This window comes from Nitrospirillum viridazoti CBAmc, assembly GCF_000730165.1.
Taxonomy (GTDB): Bacteria; Pseudomonadota; Alphaproteobacteria; order Azospirillales; family Azospirillaceae; genus Nitrospirillum; species Nitrospirillum viridazoti.
Window position 1 is genome coordinate 570,180 of the sequence record NZ_CP022111.1, and the last position, 21,619, is coordinate 591,798.

At 71.3% G+C, this 21,619-nt stretch carries 22 protein-coding genes; 13 read left to right on the top strand and 9 right to left on the bottom strand.

The genetic code is table 11. The annotated features are described in order from the left end of the window. Window positions 1-298 precede the first annotated feature (298 nt). From Y958_RS15940 to Y958_RS32010, 5 genes are all read right to left on the bottom strand, one after another. The gene (locus Y958_RS15940) at window positions 299-1,672 is read right to left on the bottom strand and encodes an efflux transporter outer membrane subunit (protein ID WP_088873019.1); all 1,374 of its coding nucleotides are present in this window, start codon (window positions 1,670-1,672) and stop codon (window positions 299-301) included. Further along, window positions 1,669-2,775, bottom strand: a complete 1,107-nt coding sequence (locus Y958_RS15945; RefSeq protein WP_088873020.1) for an HlyD family secretion protein — start codon at window positions 2,773-2,775, stop codon at window positions 1,669-1,671. The genes Y958_RS15940 and Y958_RS15945 overlap by 4 nt, the downstream gene beginning before the upstream one ends. Beyond that, window positions 2,772-4,343, bottom strand: coding sequence for an MFS transporter (locus Y958_RS15950; RefSeq protein ID WP_088873021.1), 1,572 nt, complete (start codon window positions 4,341-4,343; stop codon window positions 2,772-2,774). The genes Y958_RS15945 and Y958_RS15950 overlap by 4 nt, the downstream gene beginning before the upstream one ends. Continuing rightward, on the bottom strand, window positions 4,340-4,801 hold the full coding sequence (locus tag Y958_RS15955; RefSeq protein ID WP_088873022.1) for an ester cyclase: 462 nt from the start codon (window positions 4,799-4,801) through the stop codon (window positions 4,340-4,342). The genes Y958_RS15950 and Y958_RS15955 overlap by 4 nt, the downstream gene beginning before the upstream one ends. Window positions 4,802-4,954: 153 nt before the next feature. Further along, complete coding sequence (locus tag Y958_RS32010; protein ID WP_186291428.1) at window positions 4,955-6,748, bottom strand: hypothetical protein; 1,794 nt, start codon at window positions 6,746-6,748, stop codon at window positions 4,955-4,957. 202 nt (window positions 6,749-6,950) lie between these two features. Between Y958_RS32010 and Y958_RS15965 the strand changes: the two genes are divergently transcribed. The 13 genes from Y958_RS15965 to Y958_RS16025 all read left to right on the top strand — a co-directional run bounded on the left by Y958_RS15965 (window position 6,951) and on the right by Y958_RS16025 (window position 19,340). Then, complete coding sequence (locus Y958_RS15965) at window positions 6,951-7,466, top strand: hypothetical protein (RefSeq protein WP_088873023.1); 516 nt, start codon at window positions 6,951-6,953, stop codon at window positions 7,464-7,466. 560 nt (window positions 7,467-8,026) lie between these two features. Then, window positions 8,027-9,715, top strand: a complete 1,689-nt coding sequence (locus Y958_RS15970) for a GspE/PulE family protein (RefSeq protein WP_088873024.1) — start codon at window positions 8,027-8,029, stop codon at window positions 9,713-9,715. A 5-nt stretch (window positions 9,716-9,720) separates the two neighbouring features. Then, window positions 9,721-10,944, top strand: coding sequence for a type II secretion system F family protein (locus Y958_RS15975; protein WP_088873025.1), 1,224 nt, complete (start codon window positions 9,721-9,723; stop codon window positions 10,942-10,944). After that, entirely contained in the window at window positions 10,928-11,389 is a 462-nt protein-coding gene (gspG, locus tag Y958_RS15980) for a type II secretion system major pseudopilin GspG (RefSeq protein ID WP_186291429.1), read from the top strand. Before Y958_RS15975 ends, gspG begins: the two co-directional genes overlap by 17 nt. Window positions 11,390-11,395: 6 nt before the next feature. Further along, a complete protein-coding gene (locus tag Y958_RS15985; protein WP_088873026.1) occupies window positions 11,396-11,836 on the top strand; it encodes a prepilin-type N-terminal cleavage/methylation domain-containing protein in 441 nt (146 codons plus the stop codon). Window positions 11,837-11,863: 27 nt separating this feature from the next. Further along, entirely contained in the window at window positions 11,864-12,298 is a 435-nt protein-coding gene (locus tag Y958_RS15990) for a type II secretion system protein (RefSeq protein ID WP_186291430.1), read from the top strand. Then, window positions 12,295-12,966, top strand: a complete 672-nt coding sequence (locus Y958_RS15995; protein ID WP_088873028.1) for a prepilin-type N-terminal cleavage/methylation domain-containing protein — start codon at window positions 12,295-12,297, stop codon at window positions 12,964-12,966. Before Y958_RS15990 ends, Y958_RS15995 begins: the two co-directional genes overlap by 4 nt. Then, entirely contained in the window at window positions 12,967-13,995 is a 1,029-nt protein-coding gene (locus tag Y958_RS16000; RefSeq protein ID WP_088873029.1) for a PilN domain-containing protein, read from the top strand. A 1-nt stretch (window position 13,996) separates the two neighbouring features. Then, window positions 13,997-14,614, top strand: coding sequence for a GspMb/PilO family protein (locus Y958_RS16005; protein WP_088873030.1), 618 nt, complete (start codon window positions 13,997-13,999; stop codon window positions 14,612-14,614). After that, complete coding sequence (locus Y958_RS16010) at window positions 14,592-15,377, top strand: hypothetical protein (RefSeq protein ID WP_088873031.1); 786 nt, start codon at window positions 14,592-14,594, stop codon at window positions 15,375-15,377. The genes Y958_RS16005 and Y958_RS16010 overlap by 23 nt, the downstream gene beginning before the upstream one ends. Beyond that, complete coding sequence (gene gspD / locus Y958_RS16015) at window positions 15,374-17,680, top strand: type II secretion system secretin GspD (RefSeq protein WP_088873032.1); 2,307 nt, start codon at window positions 15,374-15,376, stop codon at window positions 17,678-17,680. Before Y958_RS16010 ends, gspD begins: the two co-directional genes overlap by 4 nt. Window positions 17,681-17,691: 11 nt before the next feature. Beyond that, window positions 17,692-18,573, top strand: coding sequence for a type II secretion system protein GspK (locus tag Y958_RS16020; protein ID WP_186291431.1), 882 nt, complete (start codon window positions 17,692-17,694; stop codon window positions 18,571-18,573). Next, window positions 18,573-19,340, top strand: a complete 768-nt coding sequence (locus Y958_RS16025; RefSeq protein ID WP_186291432.1) for a prepilin peptidase — start codon at window positions 18,573-18,575, stop codon at window positions 19,338-19,340. Before Y958_RS16020 ends, Y958_RS16025 begins: the two co-directional genes overlap by 1 nt. Window positions 19,341-19,343: 3 nt before the next feature. Here the strand turns inward: Y958_RS16025 and Y958_RS16030 are convergent, their stop codons facing one another. The 4 genes from Y958_RS16030 to Y958_RS16045 are packed head-to-tail and all read right to left on the bottom strand — an operon-like array spanning window position 19,344 to window position 21,591. After that, entirely contained in the window at window positions 19,344-19,721 is a 378-nt protein-coding gene (locus Y958_RS16030) for a hypothetical protein (RefSeq protein WP_088873035.1), read from the bottom strand. Between the two features lie 30 nt (window positions 19,722-19,751). Next, window positions 19,752-20,495, bottom strand: coding sequence for a permease prefix domain 1-containing protein (locus Y958_RS16035; protein ID WP_145727578.1), 744 nt, complete (start codon window positions 20,493-20,495; stop codon window positions 19,752-19,754). Continuing rightward, window positions 20,488-20,826 (bottom strand): PadR family transcriptional regulator, encoded by a 339-nt coding sequence (locus Y958_RS16040; RefSeq protein WP_040848424.1) that lies wholly within the window; start codon window positions 20,824-20,826, stop codon window positions 20,488-20,490. Before Y958_RS16040 ends, Y958_RS16035 begins: the two co-directional genes overlap by 8 nt. A gap of 15 nt (window positions 20,827-20,841) precedes the next feature. Beyond that, window positions 20,842-21,591, bottom strand: coding sequence for a hypothetical protein (locus Y958_RS16045; protein WP_088873037.1), 750 nt, complete (start codon window positions 21,589-21,591; stop codon window positions 20,842-20,844). Window positions 21,592-21,619 lie beyond the last annotated feature (28 nt).

Sequence of the window (21,619 nt, forward strand, 5' to 3'; positions counted from 1 at the left end):
CATCGCGGCAATTGTAAGCGAGAAATATGAAGGATAGGAGAATCTATCCCGGAGGTTTGTGTTAGTTTGGCGCCAGAACTAATCCAATGAGGATTTTCGATGATTTGATCGATTCTGTTTCATTTAATAATGAATATCGGCCGGATTATTAACCATTAATACTTAAACCCGTCTCGAGCATCATCGCGTTCCAGGATAAAGCTTTCGGTTGGTGTATATTTATGATCTATGTCAACCATCTATCGGAAAATGGACGTCCCGGACGGCATGGGCCACACCTTGCACCACGCCGGTTTCTTCAGGGCGGGGCCGTTGGTGGCCGCCAGCCACCGCCCAGCGCCTGGGCCAGGGTGATGGCGGCGGCCAGCCGGTCGGCGCGCGACTGCACCAGGGCCAGCTCAACCGACAGTAGGCCGCGCTCGGCATCCAGCTGTTCCAGATAGGGGGAATAGCCGGCGCGGTAGCGGCTGGTGGCGATGGTCAGGGTGCGGGCCAGGGCATCGCGCTGGCGTAACAGCACCGCCTCCTGCTCCCCGCTGCGCTGCACGCCGGCCAGCCCGTCCTCCACCTCGCGGAAGGCGGTCAGGGCGGCCTTGCGATAGCCGAAGGCGGCGGCATCCCGCCGGGCTGCCGCGCCGTCGGCCTGGGCCTGCAGGCGGCCGCTGTCGAACAGGGGTGCCAGGATGCTGCCGCCCAGGGTGAAGACGTTGACCGGGTCGATCAGGCTGCTGACCACGGTGCCGCCGGCGGCGCTCAGCTGCACGTCGGGCAGGAAGGCGGCGCGTGCCGCGTCCAGGCCGTGGTCGGCCGCCACCAGTTGCTGTTCCGCCTGGGCGATGTCCGGCCGGCGGCGCAGCAGGTCGGCGGGCAGGCCCGCCGGCACCGGCGGCGGCGTCAGGCCGGTCAAGTCCAACCCACGCTCTATGGCGCGCGGGTTCTCGCCCAGCAGCAGGCTCAGGCCATCCTCCTGCCGGGTGATGGCCAGTTCGGTGGCGGGGATGAGCTGGGCCGTGGCCTCATATTCGGCTTGCGCCTGCGCCAGGTCCAGCTGGGCGGCGTAACCCGTCTCCGCCCGCCGCCGGGCCAGGTGCAAGGAGGCTTCGCGCGCAGCCAGGGTGCGTTTCAGCACATCCAGCCGGGCGTCCAATGCCCGCAGCCCGACATAGCCGGCGGCCGCCGAGGCGGCGACCGCCAGGCGCACGCTGTCATGCGCCGCCTCCGTTGCCAGCAGGGCGGCGCGGGCGGCTTCGCTGGCATCTTCGAGGCGACCGAACAGGTCCAGGTCATAGGCGGCAGTGGCTTGCCACTGTCCGGCCGTCTGCTGGCGCGGCTGACCAAAGGGGCTGACATCGCGCTGCCGGCCGCCGGCGGCGGCGAAGACCACGTTGGGCAGGCGCTGGGCCTCCGCCAGGCGGTATTGCGCCCGCGCTTCCGCCACGTGGGCGGCCCCCGCCATCACGTCGGTGTTGTTGGCCAGGGCTTGGTCGACGATGCGGGTCAGCACCGGGTCGCCGAAGGCCCGCCACCAGGCGGCCTCCACGGCGCCATCGGCGGTGTCGCGACCGCGCCAGGCAGATGGCGGCTCCACGGCGGCGGTCAGTGGCGCCTCCGGCCTGGGACCGGTGCAGGCGCACAGCAGAAGAAGCGCCAGGGGATGGGCCAGCCGTCTCATCGTGCGGCCCCCGGCGCGGTCCCACCGGGCTTGGCTCCGCCGGCGGTATCCACCCGCGTCTCCACCGACATGCCGGGGCGCAGGTGGTCGGCCAAGGGTTGGCCGGGGGTGATGGCGATGCGCACGCCAATGCGCTGCGGCACCTTGATGAAGTTGCCGGTGGCGTTGTCGGGCTTCAGCACTGCGAATTCGGAACCGGCGGCCGGCGACAGCATCTCCACCGTGCCGGTCAGTTCGGCCCCGTCCAGCGCGTCGACGGTGAAGCGCGCCGGCTGGCCCACGGCCATGTGCGCGGTCTGCGCCTCCTTGTAGTTGGCGATGATCCAACGGTCGTCCGGCACCAGGGACAGGAACTGGGTGCCGTTGGTGACGTACTGGCCCAGGCGCACGCCGACCTCGCCCACCTGGCCGTCCTCGGGGGCGTAGATCACCGTATGGTCCAAATCGATCTCCGCCAGGGTCAGCTGGGCCTGCGCCGCCTCCACCTGGGCCTGCAGCCCGTCGCGGCCCACGTCCACCGTGCGCACGTCCTGGCGGGCGATCTCGCCCCCCGCCTCGGCCTGGCGCACCTGCGCTTCGGCCTGGGCCAGGGCGGCCTGGGTCTGGTCGCGCTCCCGGATGGAGACGGAGCCGTCGCGCACCAGGTCGGTCACGCGGGCCATATCGGCCTGGGCGCGGGCCAGCTGGGCGCGGGCGTTGGCCAGGTTGGCCGTCTGGCCCGCCAGGCTGGCGGTGCGGGCGGCGTGGGCCTGCGCGCTGTTGGCCAGGGCCGCGCGCTGCGCCGCCAGGGTGGCCTGGGCCTGGTCCACCCGGGCGCGGTAGATGCGGTCGTCGATGCGGGCCAGCACCTGGCCGGCCTTGACGTGGGCGTAGTCGCCGACCAGCACCGCCACGACATAGCCGCTGACCTGCGGGGCGATCACTGTGGTGCGGCCCCGGATGTAGGCGTTCTCCGTCGCTTCCACCGCGCCGGCGAAGGGTGGCAGCCGCCAGGCGGCCAGCAGGGCCAGGATGGCGCCGACGGCTACGGCCAGGATGGCCAGGGCGGTCAGCCGGCCGCGCCGGGGCGGATGCCAGTAATGGTGGGTATCGGGGGCGCTCATGATCCGCGTCTCCGGCGCAGGGTGTTGAACAGGACGAGGTAGCCGACATAAAGCGCGTTCAGCAGCGCCAGGCCGGCCACGAATAGGAAGACATCGTTGAAGGCCAGCACGGCGGCCTCGCGCCCCAGGGCTTGGCCCAGCGGGCCGCCGCCCCCCATCGCCAGGCGGGCCACCACCTGCGGGTCGGACGCCACCAGATGTTCCGACAGGGTTTGGGCATGCCAATGGGATGAGGCCACCTGCAGGCTGCCCAGCAGGGCGGAGCCCGCCAGCCCGCCCACGTTTTGGGTGATGCTGAACAGCACCATGAAGGTGACCAGGTGGTCCGGCCCCTTCGCCACCATGCGCAGGAAGCCCAGCACCAGGGCCGGCCCGATGAACAGCGTGGTGCCGAAGGCGATCAGCGCCTGGCTGAGGTACAGCTGCGGCGGGCGCACCAGGCTGGTGGCGTCGCTGTCCAGCCAAGCGCCGGCAGCGATCAGCAGCGACGCCGCGATGACCTGATAGGGCAGGCGCTGTTCCGACAGGGTCAAGGCGGCCGTCAGCGTGCCGCCCAGCATGGCCACGGCCACGATGGCGAACAGGGGGTGCAGCTGATCGTTGATCAGGCCGCCCGCCGTCAGCAGGCCGACCGCGCCATAGGTCTGCTCCGCCAATGATACCCGCACCAGCAACGCGGCGGCGGCGAAGCGCGCCATGTCCAGCGTGGTCAGCCAGTGGACGCGGATCAGCGGCCGGTTGCGCCGCCGCTCGATCAGCCAAGCCAGGGTGAACAGGGGCACGGCCGCCGCCAGCGCCCAGCCCAGCCAGGGCGTGTCCACCCACCACAGCAGGCGGCCCTGGCCCAGCACGCCGCAGACCAGCACCAGGCAGGGCAGCATCAGGCCGATGATGGCGAAGTCCAGCGGCTGGAAGGCGGGCGCGCGGTCGCTGGGCGGCAGGGGCAGGGCGGTGATGGCGGCCAGCACCGCCAGCGCGATGCCGATCTCCATCAGATGCAGGCCCTGCCACTGGTGCAGCGCCAACATCTCCACCGGCACCAGGCGGGCCAGCGGCGTGCCCAGCTGGGTCAGGCCGATGCCGATGACCAGGGACAGGGGCCGCAGGCGGCCGGGAAACACCTGCAGCAGATTGTAAATGGTCATGGTGGTCAGGCCGGCCGCCGTCATGCCGCTGACCGCGCGGATGATGGCGGCGGCGGCGAAGCCGGGAACGACGAATTGCAATAGGCCGGCCAGGGCGTAGGCGATCAACAGTGTGCCGGTCACCGCCGGAATGCCGAATTGCACCCGCGCCTTCACCAGCATCAGGTTGGCGCCGGCGTTGAAGGCGACATAGAGGGCGGGAAGCCAGCTGGCCTGGTCGATGTAGACGCCCAGCGCGCCGGACAGGCTGGCCAGGTTCACGTTCACCAGCGCGTTGCCCAGGGTGGCCGCCACCCCCACCAGCACGGCGACGGCGGCATAACCCAGCCGGCGGCCCAGCGGGTGCGCCGGCGCGGCGGGCGAGCCGACGAAGGTCGGCCGCTCCTCCGGCCGGAACGCATAGTCGTCGCCGGTGACCGTCATGGGGCCGCCGCCGGATCGCGCAGCTGATGCAGCATCAGCGAGGTGTCCAGATGGACGCGGTAGTCGACGATCCAGCCCTGCTCCCACCGGCAGATGGCCAGGCGCGGCACGTCGAAGGCCCGCTTGAGCGGGGCGGCGTCGGGTCCATCCAGCAGGTCGGCGGGCAGGGTCAGGCCGCCGCTGGCGGTGCCGGTCAGCCGCGCCACGGCGCAGCTGTGGTGGCCGTCGTGGCTGCTGAACAATTCCAGGTAAGACTCCACATGGATGCGGGCATCGGGGAAGGCGGCGCAGAAGCGGATGGCCTGATCAATGTGCGCGCGCTTGTGCAGGGGTGGTGCCGCACCATCGCCGTGCGCCACCAAATCCTCCCCCAGGAACTCGGCATAGTCGTGCCAGCGCCGGTCGTTCCAAGCGCGGTCCAGGGCGCGCATCCGGTCGAGCGTGCGGCGTACCGCCATGTCAGGCCCGCGGCGGGCGCTGTGACATTCCAAGTGTCAACCCCATCAGCACCACTCCCCATTTCCCCGGAAGCCATCCTCCGGTTGCCTCTCGGGGACCAATGCTAGGGGCGGGGGCCGGCGGGGATGGAGTGAGCCATCCGGCGCTTACGGTTAGCCTGCCTGGACCGCCGCCTTGGGCGGCAGCAGCCGGTCCATCACCGCCTGGAATCCCGGGCGGTCGCGCCAGGCGTCGAAGCGGCTGTCGGTGCGCAGCCAGACGGTCGACAGCTCCCGCCGGTCGATGGCGTGATTGAGGGCCGCCAGGCCGCGCGCCTCCTCGTTCAGGGCGGCGGCCAAGGTGGCGCGGGTGAAGGCGGTGGCGGGAACGGTGTCGGATGTGGCCAGCAGGCGCCAGCCCCGCTCCGGCTCGCCCAGCCAGGCCTCGATCTCCGCACGGGCGTAAACCAGGTCGGGGTGCTTGGCGGTGGCGCGTTCAATGGGGCCGACCAGGGCCCGGGCGCCGTCGGGGTCGCCGCCGAAGACATGGGCCAGGGCGCGGCAGACCAGCACCTCCGCCGACATGCCCGCCGCCTGTCCGTCCGCTTGGGGCCCGGTGGCGATCAGATGGGCATGGCGGCGGCCCTGATAGTGGCTGATGGCCTCCGCGATGTCCTGCTGCACGGAAAAGGGCTCGATGGCGCGGGCTTCGCGGAATAAGTGCTCCGCCTCCTCCTGCCGGTCGAGGATGGTGAGAAGGACGCCGTAGAGGCGGGCGGCGCGGGCGTGATCGCCCAAGCGCAGGGCGCGGGCGAAGTCCGCCTCCGCCGCCGGGGCGTCGCGGTCCAGCCAGGCGGCCACGGTGGCCCGCGCCGTCAGCGCCTCCACCGACTGGGGATCGATTTCCAGGGCGCGCCGCACGGCGGCATCGGCCGTCGCCTTGGCCTCGGCATGGCCGACAAGGCCCAGGCGGAACAGGTCGCACTGGCAGTCGGCCACGCCCGAATGGCCCCGGGCGTAGTCGGCCGCCCCCTCCGCCACCCGCTGGAAGATCTCCAGCGCCTCATACAAGGCGGCCGGCGTCTGCTGGTCCAGCAGCTGGCGGGCGCGGTAGACGCGGGCGTGCGCCTCCAGCGCCACCGGGCCGGGGGCGATGCGCGAGGCGCGCATGGCGCTGGTGTCCAGGCGCACCCGGCTCAGCACCGTGGCGGCGATGCGTTCCTGCAGGCGCAGGTGCTCGTGGTCGGGGGCGTCGAAGCGGTCGGACCAGATGACGAAACCCTTGGGGTTCGACACCTCCACCGTCACGCGCAGCATACCGTCCTGGCGGCGCACCGTGCCCTGCAGCACGGCGTCCACCCCCAGCTCGCGCGCCAGGGCCGGCACGGTCCAGCCCTGGTCGTGTGCCTGGAAGGCGACCGCGCGCGAGGCGACGCGCAGGCCCTGTGCCCGGCCCAGGGCGTAGATCAATTCATCCGTCAGGCCGTCGGCGAAGCTTTCATCCCCCGGCGCGCGGCTCAGCGCCCGCAGCGGCATGACAGCCACGGCGGCGCCGAAACCGGGGGTGTAGGTCGGGCCTTCCGCCAGGGGTGCCGGCGCGTCCGTCTCCACAGCCGGCGGCGTGGTGTTCAGGGTGAAGTGCGGGACGTAGCCGCCGGTCGGTAGGCTGACGACCACCGGATCGGCCCGGCCGGGGCCGGCGTAGTGATCCTCCAGCTTGCGGCGCAGGCGCCGCGCCTCCACCCGCACGGTGCTGTCGATACGGGGGTCGTAGGGCGGTTCGCGGCCATAGACGGCGTTGCCGATCACCGCTTCCCTCAAGGTGGCGCCACCGTCCTTCAGCGTCTCCTCGACGATGAAGTGCAGGAAGGCCAGCAGCCGTTCCGACCCGGCGAACTGGGGGCTGGCCCGCAGCCGGTCGACCTGTTCGCGCACGGCCCAGGGCGACGGCGTCTTGGTGGGATCCACGGGGGCCCTGTCCTTCTGAAAATTGGGCTGAAAATTGAGCTGAAAATTTGGATATCACGCAATTTATGACCGGCGCCGCCGGCGCCGGTCAAGGCAGGCACCCGGTCTCACAGGTTGATATAACGGTTAGCTGGCCCTGGCTAACGGCGCTTGGGCCTTGTGAACCGATATTGTCCGGCAGGGCAGGCGCAAGGGGGATGGGATGGTGGAATTGCCATGGTTGCAGATATCGGGTGCCGTCGCCGGTGGGGTGGTCGGCGGCTTCTCGGGCTTCGTCGCCAATACCTTCCATGAGCGGCGCGTGCGCCTGCGGGCCAAGCGCAACATCGCCTGCGCCCTGATTGGCGAGATCGGCGCCCTGTCGCAGCATATCGAGGAGAATTACCTGTCGATGCTGCGCGCCGACCTGCAGGCTTGCGGCGACGCGCCATCGGTCGTGCATCACGCCTTCCGCGGTGACCGTGACTATATGCCCGTGTTCCGTGCCCTGGGCAGCACGGTGGGTTACCTGCCCACGCCGCTGCCGCGCGACCTGGTCTCCTGGTACACCAGCTTGGCGGCGGGGCTGGAGCGGGCGCGGGCCCTGCACGAGCTGTCCGGCCAACGCGACCCTGAGGCCGTGGCCTTCGCCGTGCGGCTGGCCAAGATCCAGGATGCGGCGTTCATCGATCTGTTGGCCCGGTCGCGCAAGTTGCTGGAAGCCTTAGATTGTATTTAGGATACGATCTTACGAAATCCGTTCAGCAATGCGTCCAGTTCAAGGGTGGTCTTCCCACAGGAAGGATCAGCAACGTTTTATTGTGGGTTTTGACCGGCGGCGCATCTAAATGGACGTGTCTATAAATTAGGCGCTCAAGAAAATCCGAAACGATTCAAGTACCTATCGGCAGATTTTGGTAAATGTGCCGCCGGCATTAAATCTAAAATTTTATGAATATTGTCTTTGTTGTTAAGCAAGATGCCTTGCCGAGGCCTGGGTCATGCCTAGATGAAAGGCGTAGGCGGGGGCCAAAACACCAGCTTATCCCACCTGTTCACAGACTGTTATCGCCTGATTCATATAGAATTTTCAAGAGGATGAGGGGGCGTCCCCGATTCATGGGTCAAAACTACCCCCTAAGGGCTAGGCGCAGAGACCTAGGCCCTTCGCGATATATTAACCTTTACGACCTAGAACTATTCCCTAGCAAAGCACCCGGCATATTCGGCATCCAGTTTTAAAAGGTATACTACGTGACCGCCCATCAACATTCAGCTGTCCGTGCTGTTACCGATACCATGCAGCGGCACGACCACCAGGACGACCCCTTGACCCACGTCCTGTCCGCGCTGGCGGCACAGGGCCAGCTGGCCAACGGCGCGGTGGCGCGTGCGCAGGCGGCGGGTGGCCGGGTGGACCGCCGGCTGGTGGATTTGGGTCTGGTGTCGGAAGAGCATATGGCGGGGGCGTACGCCCAGGCCCTGGGCCTGGCGCTGTGGCCGGCCGACCATTTGCCCGAGGCGCCGGTGATGATGGAAACGGCCAACCTGTCCTTCCTGAAGACCAAGCTGATGCTGCCCCTGACCGCGGGCGGCGCCTCTGGCGACGGCACCCAGGCCGTGTTCGCCGTGGCCGACCCGCTGGATACCCAGGCGCTGAAGGCAGCCGCCTTCCTTGCTGGTCGCCCGGTGCGTCCCGTGGTCATGACCGGCACCGCCATCGCCGCAGCGCTGGACCGCCTGTATGAGGCCGCACCGGCCGCCGCCAACCAGGCCGAGATACCCGACCTGCTGGAGGGCGACGCCGAGCGCCTGCGGGACCTGGCCAGCGAGGGACCGGTGGTGCGCCTGGTGGGCAACGCCATCCAGGCGGCGCTGGCCGCGGGCGCCACCGACATCCATGTCGAGCCCATGGCCGACCGCCTGGTCGTCCGCCACCGCGTCGACGGCATCCTGCGCGAGGCCGAGGTGCTGCCCCGGCGCGTGGCCGCCGGCTTCATCACCCGCGTCAAGGTCATGGCCGGCCTGGACATCGGTGAGCGGCGCCTGCCCCAGGACGGCCGCATCCGCCAGACCCTGCAGGGCCGCGAGATCGACTTCCGCGTCTCCACCACCCCCACCGTGCATGGCGAGGATGTGGTGATGCGCATCCTGGACCAGCAGACCGCCGGCGGCCGGCTGGACAACCTGGGCCTGCCGGCCTGGGTGGCGGACCCGCTGGCGGCCGAGCTGGACCGCCCCCACGGCATCGTGCTGGTGACGGGGCCCACCGGCAGCGGCAAGACCACCACCCTCTATGCCGGCCTGCGCGGCATGGACGCCGCCCGCCGCAAGATCCTGACCGTCGAGGATCCGGTGGAATATTTGCTGGACGGCATCAACCAGACCCAGGTGAAGCCGGGCATCGGCCTGACCTTCGCCCATGCCCTGCGCAGCTTCCTGCGCCAGGATCCCGACGTCATCCTGGTTGGTGAGATGCGCGATGGTGAGACCACCAAGGTGGCGGTGCAGGCGGCCCTGACCGGCCACCTGGTGCTGTCCACCCTGCACACCAACGACGCCGCCGGCGCGGTGCCGCGCCTGATGGATATGGGGGTGGACCCCTATTTGCTGGCCTCCACCCTCAACGGCGTGCTGGCCCAGCGCCTGGTGCGCACCCTGTGCCCCCACTGCCGCCAGCCCCAGGCCCTGTCGGCCGAGGCGGCGGCGTCACTGGGCCTGCCGGCGCGCCCGACCACGGTCTATCGCGCCGTGGGCTGCCCCGCCTGCAACGGCACGGGCTATCGCGGCCGCTGCGCCATCGCCGAGTGGCTGCCCGTCAACGACCAGGTGCGGGCGCTGATCCGCCAGGGGGCGTCGTCGGCTGAGATCGAGGCGGCGGCGGTGTCGACCGGCGGCATGGTGCCCCTGTACCAGGACGGCCTGCAGCGGGTGTTGGACGGTGTAACAACGCCTGAAGAAATTTTGCGCGTGACCAAAGCGGATTAAGAAAAATGACGACGATGGCCATGACCAACTTCACCTACCGATCCGTCGACGCCAATGGCCGCGCCAGCCGGGGCACCATCGAAGCCGCCGACCGCCGCGCAGCCGTCGATCAGCTGATGCAGCGCGGCCTGACGCCGCTGTCGATCAAGGCGGAAGGGGCCGGTCGCGCCTTCGGCGGGGGTGGCGCCAAGGGCCTCAAGCGGGCGGAACGGCTGTCCCTGGTGCGGGACCTGGCCAACCTGGTCTCCGCCGGCTTCGCCCTGGAACCGGCCCTGGGCCTGGTCGCCGACCAGATGCCGCGTCCGGCCGCCGCTGCCCTGGTGGGTGAGATTCGCGCCCGGGTGCGCGCCGGCGACAGCCTGGCGGCCGCCTTGACCGCCCAGCGCGGGGTCTTCCCGCCGGAGTTCGTGGGCATGGTCGCGGCGGGGGAGCAGGGCGGATCCCTGGCCGCTGCCCTGGGCCACCTGGCGAGCTTGGAGGAGGACCGCGCTCAGTTCCGCCAGTGCCTGATCAGCGCCATGACCTATCCCGCCCTGATCGGCCTTCTGACCCTGGCGGCCCTGGCCCTGATGGCCGGTTATGTCCTGCCGCAGTTCCAGGATCTGTTCGCCGGCAGCAAGGCCAAACTGCCCGCCGCCACCGCCGCCGTCCTGGCCATCGGTGACCTGCTGGGCCGCTTCGGCCCCGGCCTGCTGGCGGGCGGCGCCCTGGCCATGCTGGCGACCTTGCGCGCCTACCGCCAGCCCGAGTTGCGCCTGCGCATGGACCGCATGCTGCTGGTGGCCACGGGCCCCCTGGGCCGGCTGATCGGGGACGCCCAGCTGGCGCTCTACACCCGTACGCTGGCCAGCCTGCTCAGCGGCGGGGTGCCGCTGGCCTCCGCCCTGGCCACCGCCGGCGGCTGCGTCGCCAACCGCGCGCTGGCCGGCGCCGCCGACCGGGTGCGCGTCGCCGTGCGCGGCGGGTCCGACCTCAGCCGGGCGGTGCAGGCCGAACCGCTGTTCCCCCGTCGCCTGTCGCGCATGCTGGCCATGGCGGAACAGACCGCCAGCCTGCCCCAGGGCCTGCTGGATCTGTCGAAAGTGTTGGAGCGCGAAAGGGGCGTAGCGCTGGATAGGGCCTTGTCTTTGGTGACGCCCGTCCTAACCCTTGTTCTCGGCGGCATGGTCGGCGGCATCTTCGCCGCCCTCATCGCGGGGATCCTCAGCCTGAATGACATCGCCCTCTGACACCCTGGACCTGAACCCCATCTTCCGTCGTAACCGCGGGAGGCAGCGGGGGTTCACCCTGGTCGAGGTGCTGGTGGTGCTGGTGATCATCGGCCTGTTGGGCCTGCTGGTCGCCCCCAACCTGGTCGCCCGCTTAGGAAAAGCGAAGGGGGAGGCGGCGCAGGCCCAGATCAACACCCTGGTGGCGGCCGTCGACCTGTTCTACGTCGATGTCGGCCGCTATCCCACGACGCAAGAGGGGCTGGACGCGCTGGTGACCGCGCCCGCCGGCGACGCCAGCTGGCGCGGGCCCTACCTGCGCAAGCGCCAGGCCCTGATCGATCCCTGGGGCAACGCCTACCGCTACAAGGTGCCGGGCGACCACGGCGCCTACGACATCTTCACCTATGGCAGCGACAACGCCCCGGGCGGCGAGGGCGACGCCCGCGATGTCACCAGCTGGTAGGTCATCATGCCGGTCGAGGTCCCACCGCGGCATGCGGCCGGCTTCACGCTGGTCGAGGTGCTGGTGGTGCTGGTGATCCTGGGCATCCTGGGGGCGGCCCTGGCCCTGGGCATCCAGGACCGCCTGCCCGGCCTGCGCTTCAGCGCCGCCGTCTCCGCGCTTGAGGATGAGCTGCGCAACCGGCAGGTGGAGGCCATGGTGACCGGCCAGCCGGTGGCCTTTTCCCTGGATGACCTGAAGCATCCCACCGGCGGTGCCGCCGGCCGGCGGCTGCGCCGCATCGCCGCCGTGACCCTGACCATCGACAGCGCCGATGCCGGCCGACCCGGCGCCGTGGTGTTCCTGCCCGGCGGCTGGTCCCCCGGCGCCGAAATCCGTCTCAGCGAGGGCGACCGCGCCGCCACCGTGCGGGTGGACTGGCCGCTGGGCACCGTCCACCGCGAATAGGAAGGGGCCAGATTGACGGAAATGCCCATGCGCCGCGCGGCCGGCTTCACCCTGCTGGAAATGCTCATCGCCCTGGCCATCTTCGGCCTGGGCACGGCGCTGCTGATGCAGTCCGCCTGGTCCGGCGCCTGGGCGGCGCGGCAGGCGTGGGGGGAGACGGCGGCCTTGCGCCTGGCCCAGTCGGTGGCGGCGGAGGCGGGTGTTGCCATCCCCTTGGCCGACCGGGCCACGGACGTGCCGCTGGAGGGGACGGAAGGGGGCCTGCCCTACCGTGTCAAAATTGTGCCGGTGGCCGTTTCCCCGACCGGCGACCGGGACTATCGGGTAGAAGTCCGCGACATGGCCCCGCCGCCCCGGACAATGACAGGCACAGTTACAGACGCGCCTGGGACGGCGCGGGGAACGGAGGGGTCCGTATTGGCGGTCGTCACCAGCCGGGCCGTGGTGGACGACACGCGATGACGGCGATGGCCCGCGCGATCCGAAATGCCCCCAACAGCCGCCAGGGCATGACCCTGGTGGAGGCACTGGTGGCCCTGGCCCTGCTGGGCATGCTGGCTGTGGCGGCCGTGGGCCTCCTGCCCCTGATGAACCGCATGGCCGACCGCAGCGGCGCCCTGCAACGCGCCGCCGCCGACCTGGGCCGGGTGCATGACTTCACCCGCTTCCTGGTGACCAACGCCCTGACGCCCGGCGACCTGGGCGCGGCCGGGGGGGACATGCCGCCGCTGGAACGCGACGCCCGGCATTTCGACGTGCTGGCGCCCCTGCCCACCGGCCTGGGCCGGGGCGGTCTCTACCGCATCGCCCTGACGGTGGAGGGGCAGGCCGGCCATCTGGCCCTGCGCCTGCGGGTGGCGCCCCTGCGCCCGGACGGCCCGCCGCCGGGCGACGGCGTGCTGGTCGGCGGCGCGACGCGCATCGCCTGGTCCTATTTCGATGCGCAGGCCCACGCCTGGACCGACCGCTGGACGGACGCCTCCCGGGCCCCGGCCCTGGTGCGGCTGGACGTGGCGCTGGCTGGGGGGGAGGCGCCGTGGCCGCCCATGATCGCCGCCCCCCTGGTGCGGGGCGGGGTGCTGTGCGCCTACGATCCCGTGCAGGGCGGCTGCCGCCCGGGAGGGGCCTAGATGCCCACCCTGGCCAGCCGCCTGAAACGCGTGGCCGTGCTGGCCATGGACGGATTGGCCGACGGTGTCGTCGCGGCCTTGCCGCGCCGCTGGCGCCAGCCCCTGGGGCTGGAGGTGCCGGTCGTGTTCGTGCCGCCCGGCGGTGCCGGCGTGACCGCACCGGCGGGGCGCGCGCCCGTGCGCCTGGTTCTGGATCCGTCGGACGTGCACACGGTGGACGTGCCCTTGCCTAAAGGCGGGCTGGGCGGTGCCATCGTCGACGCGCGCGGCTTCGTCGAGATGCAGGCCCATCGCTTCATGCCCCTGCGTCCCGATCTGCTGGCCTGGGACGTGGTGATGGTGCCGCCGGGCGACGGGGGTGGGACCGCATCCGCCTATATCGCCCGCGTCTACATGGTGCGGCGGGCGGTGCTGTCGGCGGCACTGGCCTCGGCGGTGGCGGCGGGCCTGACCTTGGCCGGCGTCACCGCGTCGGTGGCGGGTGGACGGGCGCCGGAATTCCTCCGCTTCAACACCCTGCGGGTGCGCCGGCGGGCCTTGGGGATGGCCATGGTCGCCGGCCTGTTCTGGCTGGCCCTGCCCATTCCCTTCGCGGTTGCCATCTGGATCCTGGACCAGCAGACCGCCAACGTGGAGCAGAAGCTGGCGGCGGTGGCCAAGGAGGCGCGGGCCGTGCAGGACCTGCGCGACCGCATTCTGTTCCTTAGCCCCGACGCCCCCGCGACCGCCGTGCTGCTGGCCCAGCCGGGCCGGGGCCAGGTGCTGGATGAACTGGCGCTGGCCCTGCCCGACAGCGTCTGGCTGAAGGACGTGACGCTGACGCCCCAGGCCGTGACCCTGCAGGGCCGGGCATCCGACCTGGCCGACGTGCTGGCCCGCGTCCGGGCGGCCGGCCCCTTCACCGATCCGCATTTCACCGACCCCGCCGACGCCGCGGCCGCCTCGCCGGCCGCGCCCGTGGCCGGCCAGTCCGGCGGCCCGGTGCGCGACTTCACACTGGCGACCAGCCTTGCCGTGGGGAGACCGTGAGATGGCCGCTGCCGCGCCGCGCCCCGTGTTCGTGCTGGCCATCGCCCTGTGCCTGCTGGCGCTGCCGCCCTACCTCTACCTGGCGCCCTTGGTGGACGGGGTGCAGGAGGCGGCCAGCCGCCGCGTCGCCCGCCTGGATCAGCTGGGAAGTGCCCGCGCCCTGCTGACCCAGCGCGACGATCTCAGCCGCCGGGCGGCCCTGTTCGACCAGGCGCTGGGGACACACACCCTGCTGCGCAGGGGCGCGGACGTGGCGGCGGTGCAGGCCGATGCCGAAGGCGACATTCGCGGCGCCCTGCGGCAGGCCGGCGTCACCGTCCGCACCCTGACGGCGCGATCGGACGCGGGCCGCGGTGCCTATCGCCGCATCCACCTGTCCGTGGCGGCGGAGGGGGACGCCGTGGCCGTGACCAACGCCGTGGCGGCGCTGGACGGCGTGCGCCCCCGCTTGCTGCTGCGATCCGTGCATGTGCATGCCGACGCGACGGAACCGGCGGCGGCCGGGCCTAGTTTTGGCCGGGCCGCGCGTGGCCCCGCGCCGGGTCCCGTGCCGGGCGAAGACCGTCCCGTCACCCTGGAGCTGGAGATCGACGTCTATGCCGACCTGGCCGCCTCTTGACCGGCCCGCGCTGATCCTGGCAGCGGCCGGGCTGGCGGTTGGCGCCGGCCTGGCGCTGGCGGTGGCCGTCGATGCGTCGGACCAGCCGGTGCGGGCCCGCGCGCCGTTGCCGGCGGTTCCGGCACTGGCCGGCCCCACCGCCATGGGTCTGTCCGCCGAGCCGGGGGAGGCGGCGCGGCGCCCTCTGTTCACGCCCGACCGGCGGCCCCCCCTGAAGGGAGGGGGGGCGGTGGCGCCGGATGGGCCGGACCTGCAGGTGACGGGCGTGGTCACCGGCGCTGCGGGCGGGGCTGCCACCGGCCTGGACCGCAAGACGCAGAAGCCATTCAGCGTGCGCCTGGGCGATGACCTTCAGGGCTGGACGGTGGAGGCCATCGGCCGCGCTACCCTGCGCCTGCGCCGGGGAGCGGCCGTGCGCGACTATCCCCTTGTCTTGCCGCCGCCGCCCGCGGCGGGCGTTCCCATTGTGCCCGCGGCGACGCCAGCGCCCACACCGTCCCCCGCCGCCAGCGCTGCCGGCGGGCGAGCGCCGCCGCCAAGCGCGACCCCCACCAATGGCGCCCCTTCTGCCACCGGCACGCCGCCGCCATCCGGGGTGGTACCGGGGCCGACGGCGCCCTCGGCCAAGCCTTCCGGGGCGCCGCCGGCGACCGGCCCCGCCGCCGCCAATCCGCCGCCGCCGGATCCCCAGCAGTTGGATGCTCAGCCCAGCCATCCGCCCTCCCGGCCCCCTCCTGACAGTACACCCAGGCAGCAGCCATGAACCCAGCCCACCCCAGTGCTCCGCCCCGCCTGCTGCTCGCCGCGTGCCTGGCCTTGTTCGGCTGTACGGAAAGCGCCGTGACCCGCGGGCCGGGCACGCCCTTGCCGTCCTCGCCACCCGCCGCCACCGCGCCGGTCAGCAGCGTCATCGGCCCCAATGCCCCGCCGCCGCGCGTGCCGGCGCAGACCGTGACCGGTACCGGGCAGCTGGTGCGGCAGACCCGGCCGGTTTCGGGCGTGACCCCGGCCGGTGCGGACGCGGGTGAGCCGGTGGAGATGAACTTCGTCAACGCCGATGTCCGTTCCGTGCTCGACGCCGTCCTGGGCGGCATGCTGGGCCTGAATTACACCATCGATCCCAAGGTGCAGGGCCAGGTGACCATCCGTACCACCCGGCCGCTGGCAAGGGGGCAGGCGCTGGCGGCGGTGGACGCGGCCCTGCGCACCCAGGGCTTCGCCATCATCGGCGGCGATGGCTTCTATCAGGTGGTGCCGGCGGCCGACGCCGCCGGCCAGGCGCCGGTGCAGACCACCTCGGCGGCGGAGCGCACGGCGGGCTTCAGCACCGCCATCGTGCCCATCCGGCATGTCTCGGTGGCGGAACTGGACAAGATCGTCCATCCCCTGACCCGCCAGGGCTTCATCCAGCTGGCGGACGCCGGCCGCAACATCTTCATCGTCAACGGCACGGCGCATGAGATCGAGTCCTTCACCCAACTGGTCGCCAGCTTCGATGTCGACTGGCTGGCCGGCCTGTCCTTCTCCCTCCACACCCTGCAGTCGGTGGAGCCGGCTCGGCTGGAGGCGGAGTTGCGCCGTGTGCTGCAACTGGACGGGGGACCCTTGCAGGGCATGATCGACTTCGTGCCCATCAACCGGCTGAACGCCCTGCTGGTGGTGGCCAAGCGGCCGGAGTTGCTGCCCACCGTGGGCACCTGGATCGACCGGCTGGACCGACCCGGCCCCGACGGTGGCAAGGTGGTGCACTTCTATGAGGTGCAGAACGGGTCCGCCGTGGAGCTTGCCAACGCCCTGAACCGGCTGGTGGGCCGTGCCGGTGCTGAGCAGCAGCAGGGGACGGAGCAGCAGGGCCGGGGCCGCGCCGGCGGCCGGTCCACAACGACGACCACGGCGATGACCGCCAGCCGAGGGGGGCTGTCCACCGGCGCCGGCAGCAGCCCGCCCAGCGGCAGCGCCGCCACCGGCGCCTCCGGTTCCGCCGCCAGCGCGCCGCCCAGCCCCGTGGCCAGCGGGGCCACCCTGCCCAGCGCCGCGGGCGGGGGCGGAGAGGAGGAGGATGGGCTATCGGAACTGAAGGGCGTGCGCGTCGTGGCGGATGAGCGGCGCAACGCCCTGCTGATCTTCGGCTCAGGCGCGCAGTACGCCCTGCTGGAACAGGTGCTGACCCGCCTGGACGCACCGCGCGAGCAGGTGCTGATCGAGGCGACGATCGCCGAGGTGACGCTGAACGACCAGCTGAACTTCGGTGTCCAGTGGTTCCTGGACCGGGGCAGCAGCACGGCGGGCTTTTCCAACACCAACGGCGCCACCGTGGGGGCCAGCTACCCCAACTTCAACTACACCTTCCTGACCCCCAATACCCGGGTGGTACTGAACGCCCTGTCCAGCGTCACCGACGTGCAGGTGTTGTCGGCGCCCCGCCTGATGGTGCTGAACAACGAGACGGCGCGCCTGCAGGTGGGTGACCAGGTGCCGGTGGTGGTGCAGTCGGCCACCAGCACGCTGACCAGTGACAGCGCCGTGGTGAACTCCGTCGAATATCACGACACCGGCGTGATCCTGGAAGTGACGCCCCGCATCAACCGCAGTGGCGCCGTGGTGCTGGACGTGAACCAGGAGGTCAGCACCGTGACCAACACCACCACGTCCGGCATCGACAGCCCCACCATCCAGCAGCGCAAGATCACCAGCGTGGTGAACGTGCAGGATGGGGAGACGGTGGCCCTGGGCGGCCTGATCAGCGACACCTCCAGCCGCAACGGCGCCGGCATCCCCTACCTGCGCGACATCCCGGTGCTGGGCAAGCTGTTCGGCACCGACGGCCATACCAAGGGCCGGACCGAGCTGCTGGTCTTCCTGCGCCCGGTCATCGTGCGCGACGCCACCCGGGCGCGCGAGGTGACGGACGCCCTGCGCGCCAGCATGAGCCGCCTGGAAATCTTCGCCGGCGCCACTGGCGGCACGCCGGTACCGTCGCCGGCCGTGGTGCCGCCCCCGGTACAGACCATGCCTTTGCCGGCCACGCCGCCGTCCTATGAGCCGGCCGCGCCCACGGGTCGATGATGGCCGGGGGCGTGCCCAGGGGAGTAGGCTCCAGTAGGGACGGCTATGCCCTGCTGCTGGTCCTGTTCCTGCTGGCCATGGCCACGGCGGTGGGCCTTGTCGTCATGGGCAATGGCCTGTCGGCGCGCAAGCTGGCGCGCGTCGCCTCCATCGCGGCGGGGCAGGACCAGCGGGCGGCGGCGGCGACCTGGATGGCGCTGGACGCCCTGCTGACGCAAGGGGATGCCGACATCCCGGCGCCCCGGCGGCTGGTGCTGGATGGCCAGGCGCTGACCGTCACCGTGGCGCCGGAAACCGGTCGCATCGACCTCAACGGCCTGTCGCGCAAGGCGTTGGCCCAGGCCATCCACACCCTGGGTTTTTCGGAAGGCCAGGCGCTGAAGGCGGCCGATGCCATTGCCGCCTGGCGCGGCATGGATCCCCCGGGCGCCAGCGGCCTGGACCTGACCATCGATCCCGTGCGCGCCCTGTGGTCGCTCGAGGATCTGGACGCTGTCCCGGGCCTGGACCCGGACGTGGCCGCCTGCCTGCGCCGCTGGGGCACGGTTTATGCCCGGGGACCCTTCCATGGCCTGGCGCCGCTGGTGCGCCGCCCGGGCGCGAAGCCGGCGGCGGGGCCAGTGGGGGGGCCAGTGGGGGGTGAGGAACGGGGCGAGGGGCCGCTGGGCCTGGTCGCCGGCGGCATGGTGCGGGTGACGGTGGCGGAGGAAGGGCGGCCCCAGGTGCGGCGCAGCGTGCTGCTGTATCGCGGCGTGGGCCGGCAGGCGGCGGGGTCCGGCACGGATGCCGAGTCCCCCTGGCTTACCCTGGAATGGCAGCGCCCCGTCCTGGCCGGCCGCGACGCTTGCGTCGTGACGGATCGTATGGGGGCCGACCGGGGCGGGGTTCCCTGATGGGCGCACCGGACGACAGCCTATGGACGGCGCTCCCCCTTATGGCCGCCGCCCTGCTGGGCCTGGTGGCCGGCAGCTTCGCCATGGCGCTGGCCTGGCGCCTGCCACGCGATGAGCCTTGGGTGATGGGCCGGTCGCGCTGTCCCGCCTGCGGCACACCGCTGGCGCCCTCGGCCCTGGTGCCGGTCTTCTCCTGGCTGGCGCTGGGGGGGCGGGCACGCTGCTGCGGCGCCCCCATCCCGGCGGCCTATCCGGTGGGGGAGGCGCTGGCCGCGCTGGCCTTCATGGTCGCGGTGGCGCGCCTGGATTGGGGGCCGGAGACGGCGGCCCTGGGCCTGCTGGCCACCCTGCTGTTGGCCAGCGCCGTCATTGACCTGCGCCACCGCTATCTGCCCGATGGCCTGACTCTGGCGGCAGCTCTGTTGGGCCTGGGGTGCAGCCTGGCGGGCTGGACCGTGCCGCCATTACCGGGCTTGGCGGCGGCCGTCCTCGTCGCCCTGCCATTGCTGGCGGTGCGCTGGGCCCTCAGCCGGCGCTTGCGGCGGGTGGCGTTGGGCCTGGGGGACGTGAAACTGTTCGCGGCCGCCGCCTGGTGGGTCGGCCCGTCCGGTATGCCCTGGCTGGTGCTTCTTTCCGCCGGCCTGGGCCTGGCGTTCTATCCGATGTGGTGGCTGGCGCGGCGCTACCGGGGGGAAGAGGGGGCGGAAATGCCCTTCGGCCCGGCCATCGCGCTGGCCTTCTATGCGCTGGCCTGTTTCAGCCTCTGATCCTCACTTGTCGCCAGTATACGCGGCGCGGCACTCGCCCACGTTGGCGCAGTTCAGGGACTGGGCGCCCGCCACGGTGCCGGTGTTCACGGTGTTGTTCCGGGTCAGGCGGTCGCCCCGGCTGACCGGCGGCGGCTCAGGGGCGTAGATGCCTTTCAGCCGGCCGTATTCCTCATCATGGAAGGCCTTCACCTCTTCCGGCGAGGGCAGGAAGCTGGGGGTGACGATGATGTCCTCGCCCATGGTCGCGTCTTGGCTCGGGTTCGTGGCCGGCCCGGCGGCCACCGGGGCGCCGCTCTGTGCCCAGGCCGCGCCCGGCGATAGGGCAGCCGCCAGGACCAGCGCGAGCCAGCCCGCGCTTTTGATCGATCGCAAGGTCATGATCAGCCCCCTTTGGGTCAGCTTCGTATGTCAGCTTCGGATCAAGGCGTCGTCGTCACCGCCGCACTCCGCCACCGCCTTCTGCCAGAAGTGCCAGGCGATGTAGGGCGCCAGGGTCAGCAGCAGATTGATGGCGATGTGGCGCAGACAGTCGTTCAGGCCGGGCCAGGGCGTGGCCAACGCGAAGCGGATTTCCAGTTCCATGATGCCGTGCGGATCGGTGGGGCGGATGAAGTCCAGGGTGCCGCTGCCGCCGATGATGCCCACGATCAGCATGGCGACGCTGGGCCACAGCGCCGCCATGCGCTGGCGGGTGGCCATCCAGGCGAAGACGGCTGCCAGGGCCAGGGGCAGGACCAGGCCGTGAACATAGGTGATGGTGGCGAAGGCGCTGTCGAACCAGTCGGGCAGCACGGGCCGGGCGTCCGGTGTGGGGCGATGCGTTTCCACGATGGCGGCGACGGCGGCGATGGCCAGCCCGTATGTCATCGCCAAGCCCAGCATCGACCCCAGGCCGTAGACCGCCCAGGGGGCGCGGGCGCCCCAGGACCGGAAATCGCCGCGCGCGACCATCGCGCGGACAAGGTCGTCGGCCGTGCCCAGGCGGGCCAGGGCGCGGCTGTGCGCCTCGGCTGGGGCTAAGCCGGCGGCCAGTTCCTCGTCCGCCAGGTCGGCGGCGTGGTCGCGCAGTTCCGCGACATAGCGGCGGGCGTGGCGGGGGGCGATGCCGGCGGTCAGCAGCCGGTGGCGCAGGGGGCCGAACATCTCAGGCATGCTGCACCCCGATCAAGATGGACTGGATGGCGTCGGTCAGGCGCGACCAGTTGCCGGCCAGGTCGTCCAGGCGCTGGGCCCCGGCGGCGGTCAGGGCGTAATAGACGCGGCTGCGGCCGTTGACGGTCTTGCGGCTGGAGGACAGGGCGCCGTCGCGTTCCAGCGCGTGCAACACCGGATAGATCACGCCCTCACCCAGGGCGATGGCGTCGCGGCTGCGCTCCCGGATGGCCTGGACCAGTTCATAGCCGTACATCTCCTTCTCCCGCACCAGGCGCAGGATCAGCAACTCGGGCACGCCGCTCATGAAGTTGGAATTGTTCTCTGCCATGGGACGTCTCTTGTCTCAGGTCTCGATCAGGTGGCCGTGCTCCGGGCCGCCGGGACTTTGGGGGACGGCCTTGCGCCAGATGTGCCAGGCCAGGTAGGGCACCAGGGTCAGCAGCAGGATCGCGGCGATATGCCTGAGTGCTATGTCCAGGTTCACGTAGGGGCAGATGAAGGACCAGCCGACCACCAGCTCGACATAGCCATCCGGCACCTTGGGCAACTGCACCTCCGCCACGCCGGCGCCGCCGACGATACCGACGATCAGCAGCGCGACGCTGGGCCATAACGCGGGCATGCGCTGGCGCGTGGCCATGCAGGCGAGGCCGCCGCCGACCAGCAGCGGCAGGACCAGGTTGTGCAGATAGCCCAGGGTCATCGTCGCGGCACCGAACCAAGGGGGCAATATGGGATGGGCGCCGGGGGCGGGGCGATGCGCCACCAGGATGCCGACGATGGCGCCCAAGGCCAGGCCGTAGATGGCCAGGACGCCTAGCAGCGGGGCGACGCCATAGACCGCCCACGGTGCCCGGGCGCCCCAGGACCGGAATTCACCGCGCTGAAGCAGCGCCTGGGCCAAGACCTCCTGCCCGCCCAGGCGCGTGAGCGCCAGCGCCTGCGCCTCCCGCAAGGGCAGGCCCGCGGCCATTTCCTCCGCCGTCAGGTCGGCCGCATGTTCCCGCAGCTCCATGACGTAGCGGCGCGCGTGGCGAGGGGCGACACCGGCCGTCAGCAGGCGTTCACGCAGGGCGTGAAACAGGTCGGACATGCGCGTCTCCCGAGCCGAGGAGCGACGG

Bases quoted from the DNA above. Each gene is read 5' to 3' on its own strand.
- Y958_RS15940 (WP_088873019.1), bottom strand. From the start codon at position 1,672: ATGAGACGGCTGGCCCATCCCCTGGCGCTTCTTCTGCTGTGCGCCTGC.
- Y958_RS15945 (WP_088873020.1), bottom strand. From the start codon at position 2,775: ATGAGCGCCCCCGATACCCACCATTACTGGCATCCGCCCCGGCGCGGC.
- Y958_RS15950 (WP_088873021.1), bottom strand. From the start codon at position 4,343: ATGACGGTCACCGGCGACGACTATGCGTTCCGGCCGGAGGAGCGGCCG.
- Y958_RS15955 (WP_088873022.1), bottom strand. From the start codon at position 4,801: ATGGCGGTACGCCGCACGCTCGACCGGATGCGCGCCCTGGACCGCGCT.
- Y958_RS15965 (WP_088873023.1), top strand. From the start codon at position 6,951: ATGGTGGAATTGCCATGGTTGCAGATATCGGGTGCCGTCGCCGGTGGG.
- Y958_RS15970 (WP_088873024.1), top strand. From the start codon at position 8,027: ATGCAGCGGCACGACCACCAGGACGACCCCTTGACCCACGTCCTGTCC.
- Y958_RS15975 (WP_088873025.1), top strand. From the start codon at position 9,721: ATGACGACGATGGCCATGACCAACTTCACCTACCGATCCGTCGACGCC.
- gspG (WP_186291429.1), top strand. From the start codon at position 10,928: ATGACATCGCCCTCTGACACCCTGGACCTGAACCCCATCTTCCGTCGT.
- Y958_RS15985 (WP_088873026.1), top strand. From the start codon at position 11,396: ATGCCGGTCGAGGTCCCACCGCGGCATGCGGCCGGCTTCACGCTGGTC.
- Y958_RS15990 (WP_186291430.1), top strand. From the start codon at position 11,864: ATGCGCCGCGCGGCCGGCTTCACCCTGCTGGAAATGCTCATCGCCCTG.
- Y958_RS15995 (WP_088873028.1), top strand. From the start codon at position 12,295: ATGACGGCGATGGCCCGCGCGATCCGAAATGCCCCCAACAGCCGCCAG.
- Y958_RS16000 (WP_088873029.1), top strand. From the start codon at position 12,967: ATGCCCACCCTGGCCAGCCGCCTGAAACGCGTGGCCGTGCTGGCCATG.
- Y958_RS16005 (WP_088873030.1), top strand. From the start codon at position 13,997: ATGGCCGCTGCCGCGCCGCGCCCCGTGTTCGTGCTGGCCATCGCCCTG.
- Y958_RS16010 (WP_088873031.1), top strand. From the start codon at position 14,592: ATGCCGACCTGGCCGCCTCTTGACCGGCCCGCGCTGATCCTGGCAGCG.
- gspD (WP_088873032.1), top strand. From the start codon at position 15,374: ATGAACCCAGCCCACCCCAGTGCTCCGCCCCGCCTGCTGCTCGCCGCG.
- Y958_RS16025 (WP_186291432.1), top strand. From the start codon at position 18,573: ATGGGCGCACCGGACGACAGCCTATGGACGGCGCTCCCCCTTATGGCC.
- Y958_RS16030 (WP_088873035.1), bottom strand. From the start codon at position 19,721: ATGACCTTGCGATCGATCAAAAGCGCGGGCTGGCTCGCGCTGGTCCTG.
- Y958_RS16035 (WP_145727578.1), bottom strand. From the start codon at position 20,495: ATGCCTGAGATGTTCGGCCCCCTGCGCCACCGGCTGCTGACCGCCGGC.
- Y958_RS16040 (WP_040848424.1), bottom strand. From the start codon at position 20,826: ATGGCAGAGAACAATTCCAACTTCATGAGCGGCGTGCCCGAGTTGCTG.
- Y958_RS16045 (WP_088873037.1), bottom strand. From the start codon at position 21,591: ATGTCCGACCTGTTTCACGCCCTGCGTGAACGCCTGCTGACGGCCGGT.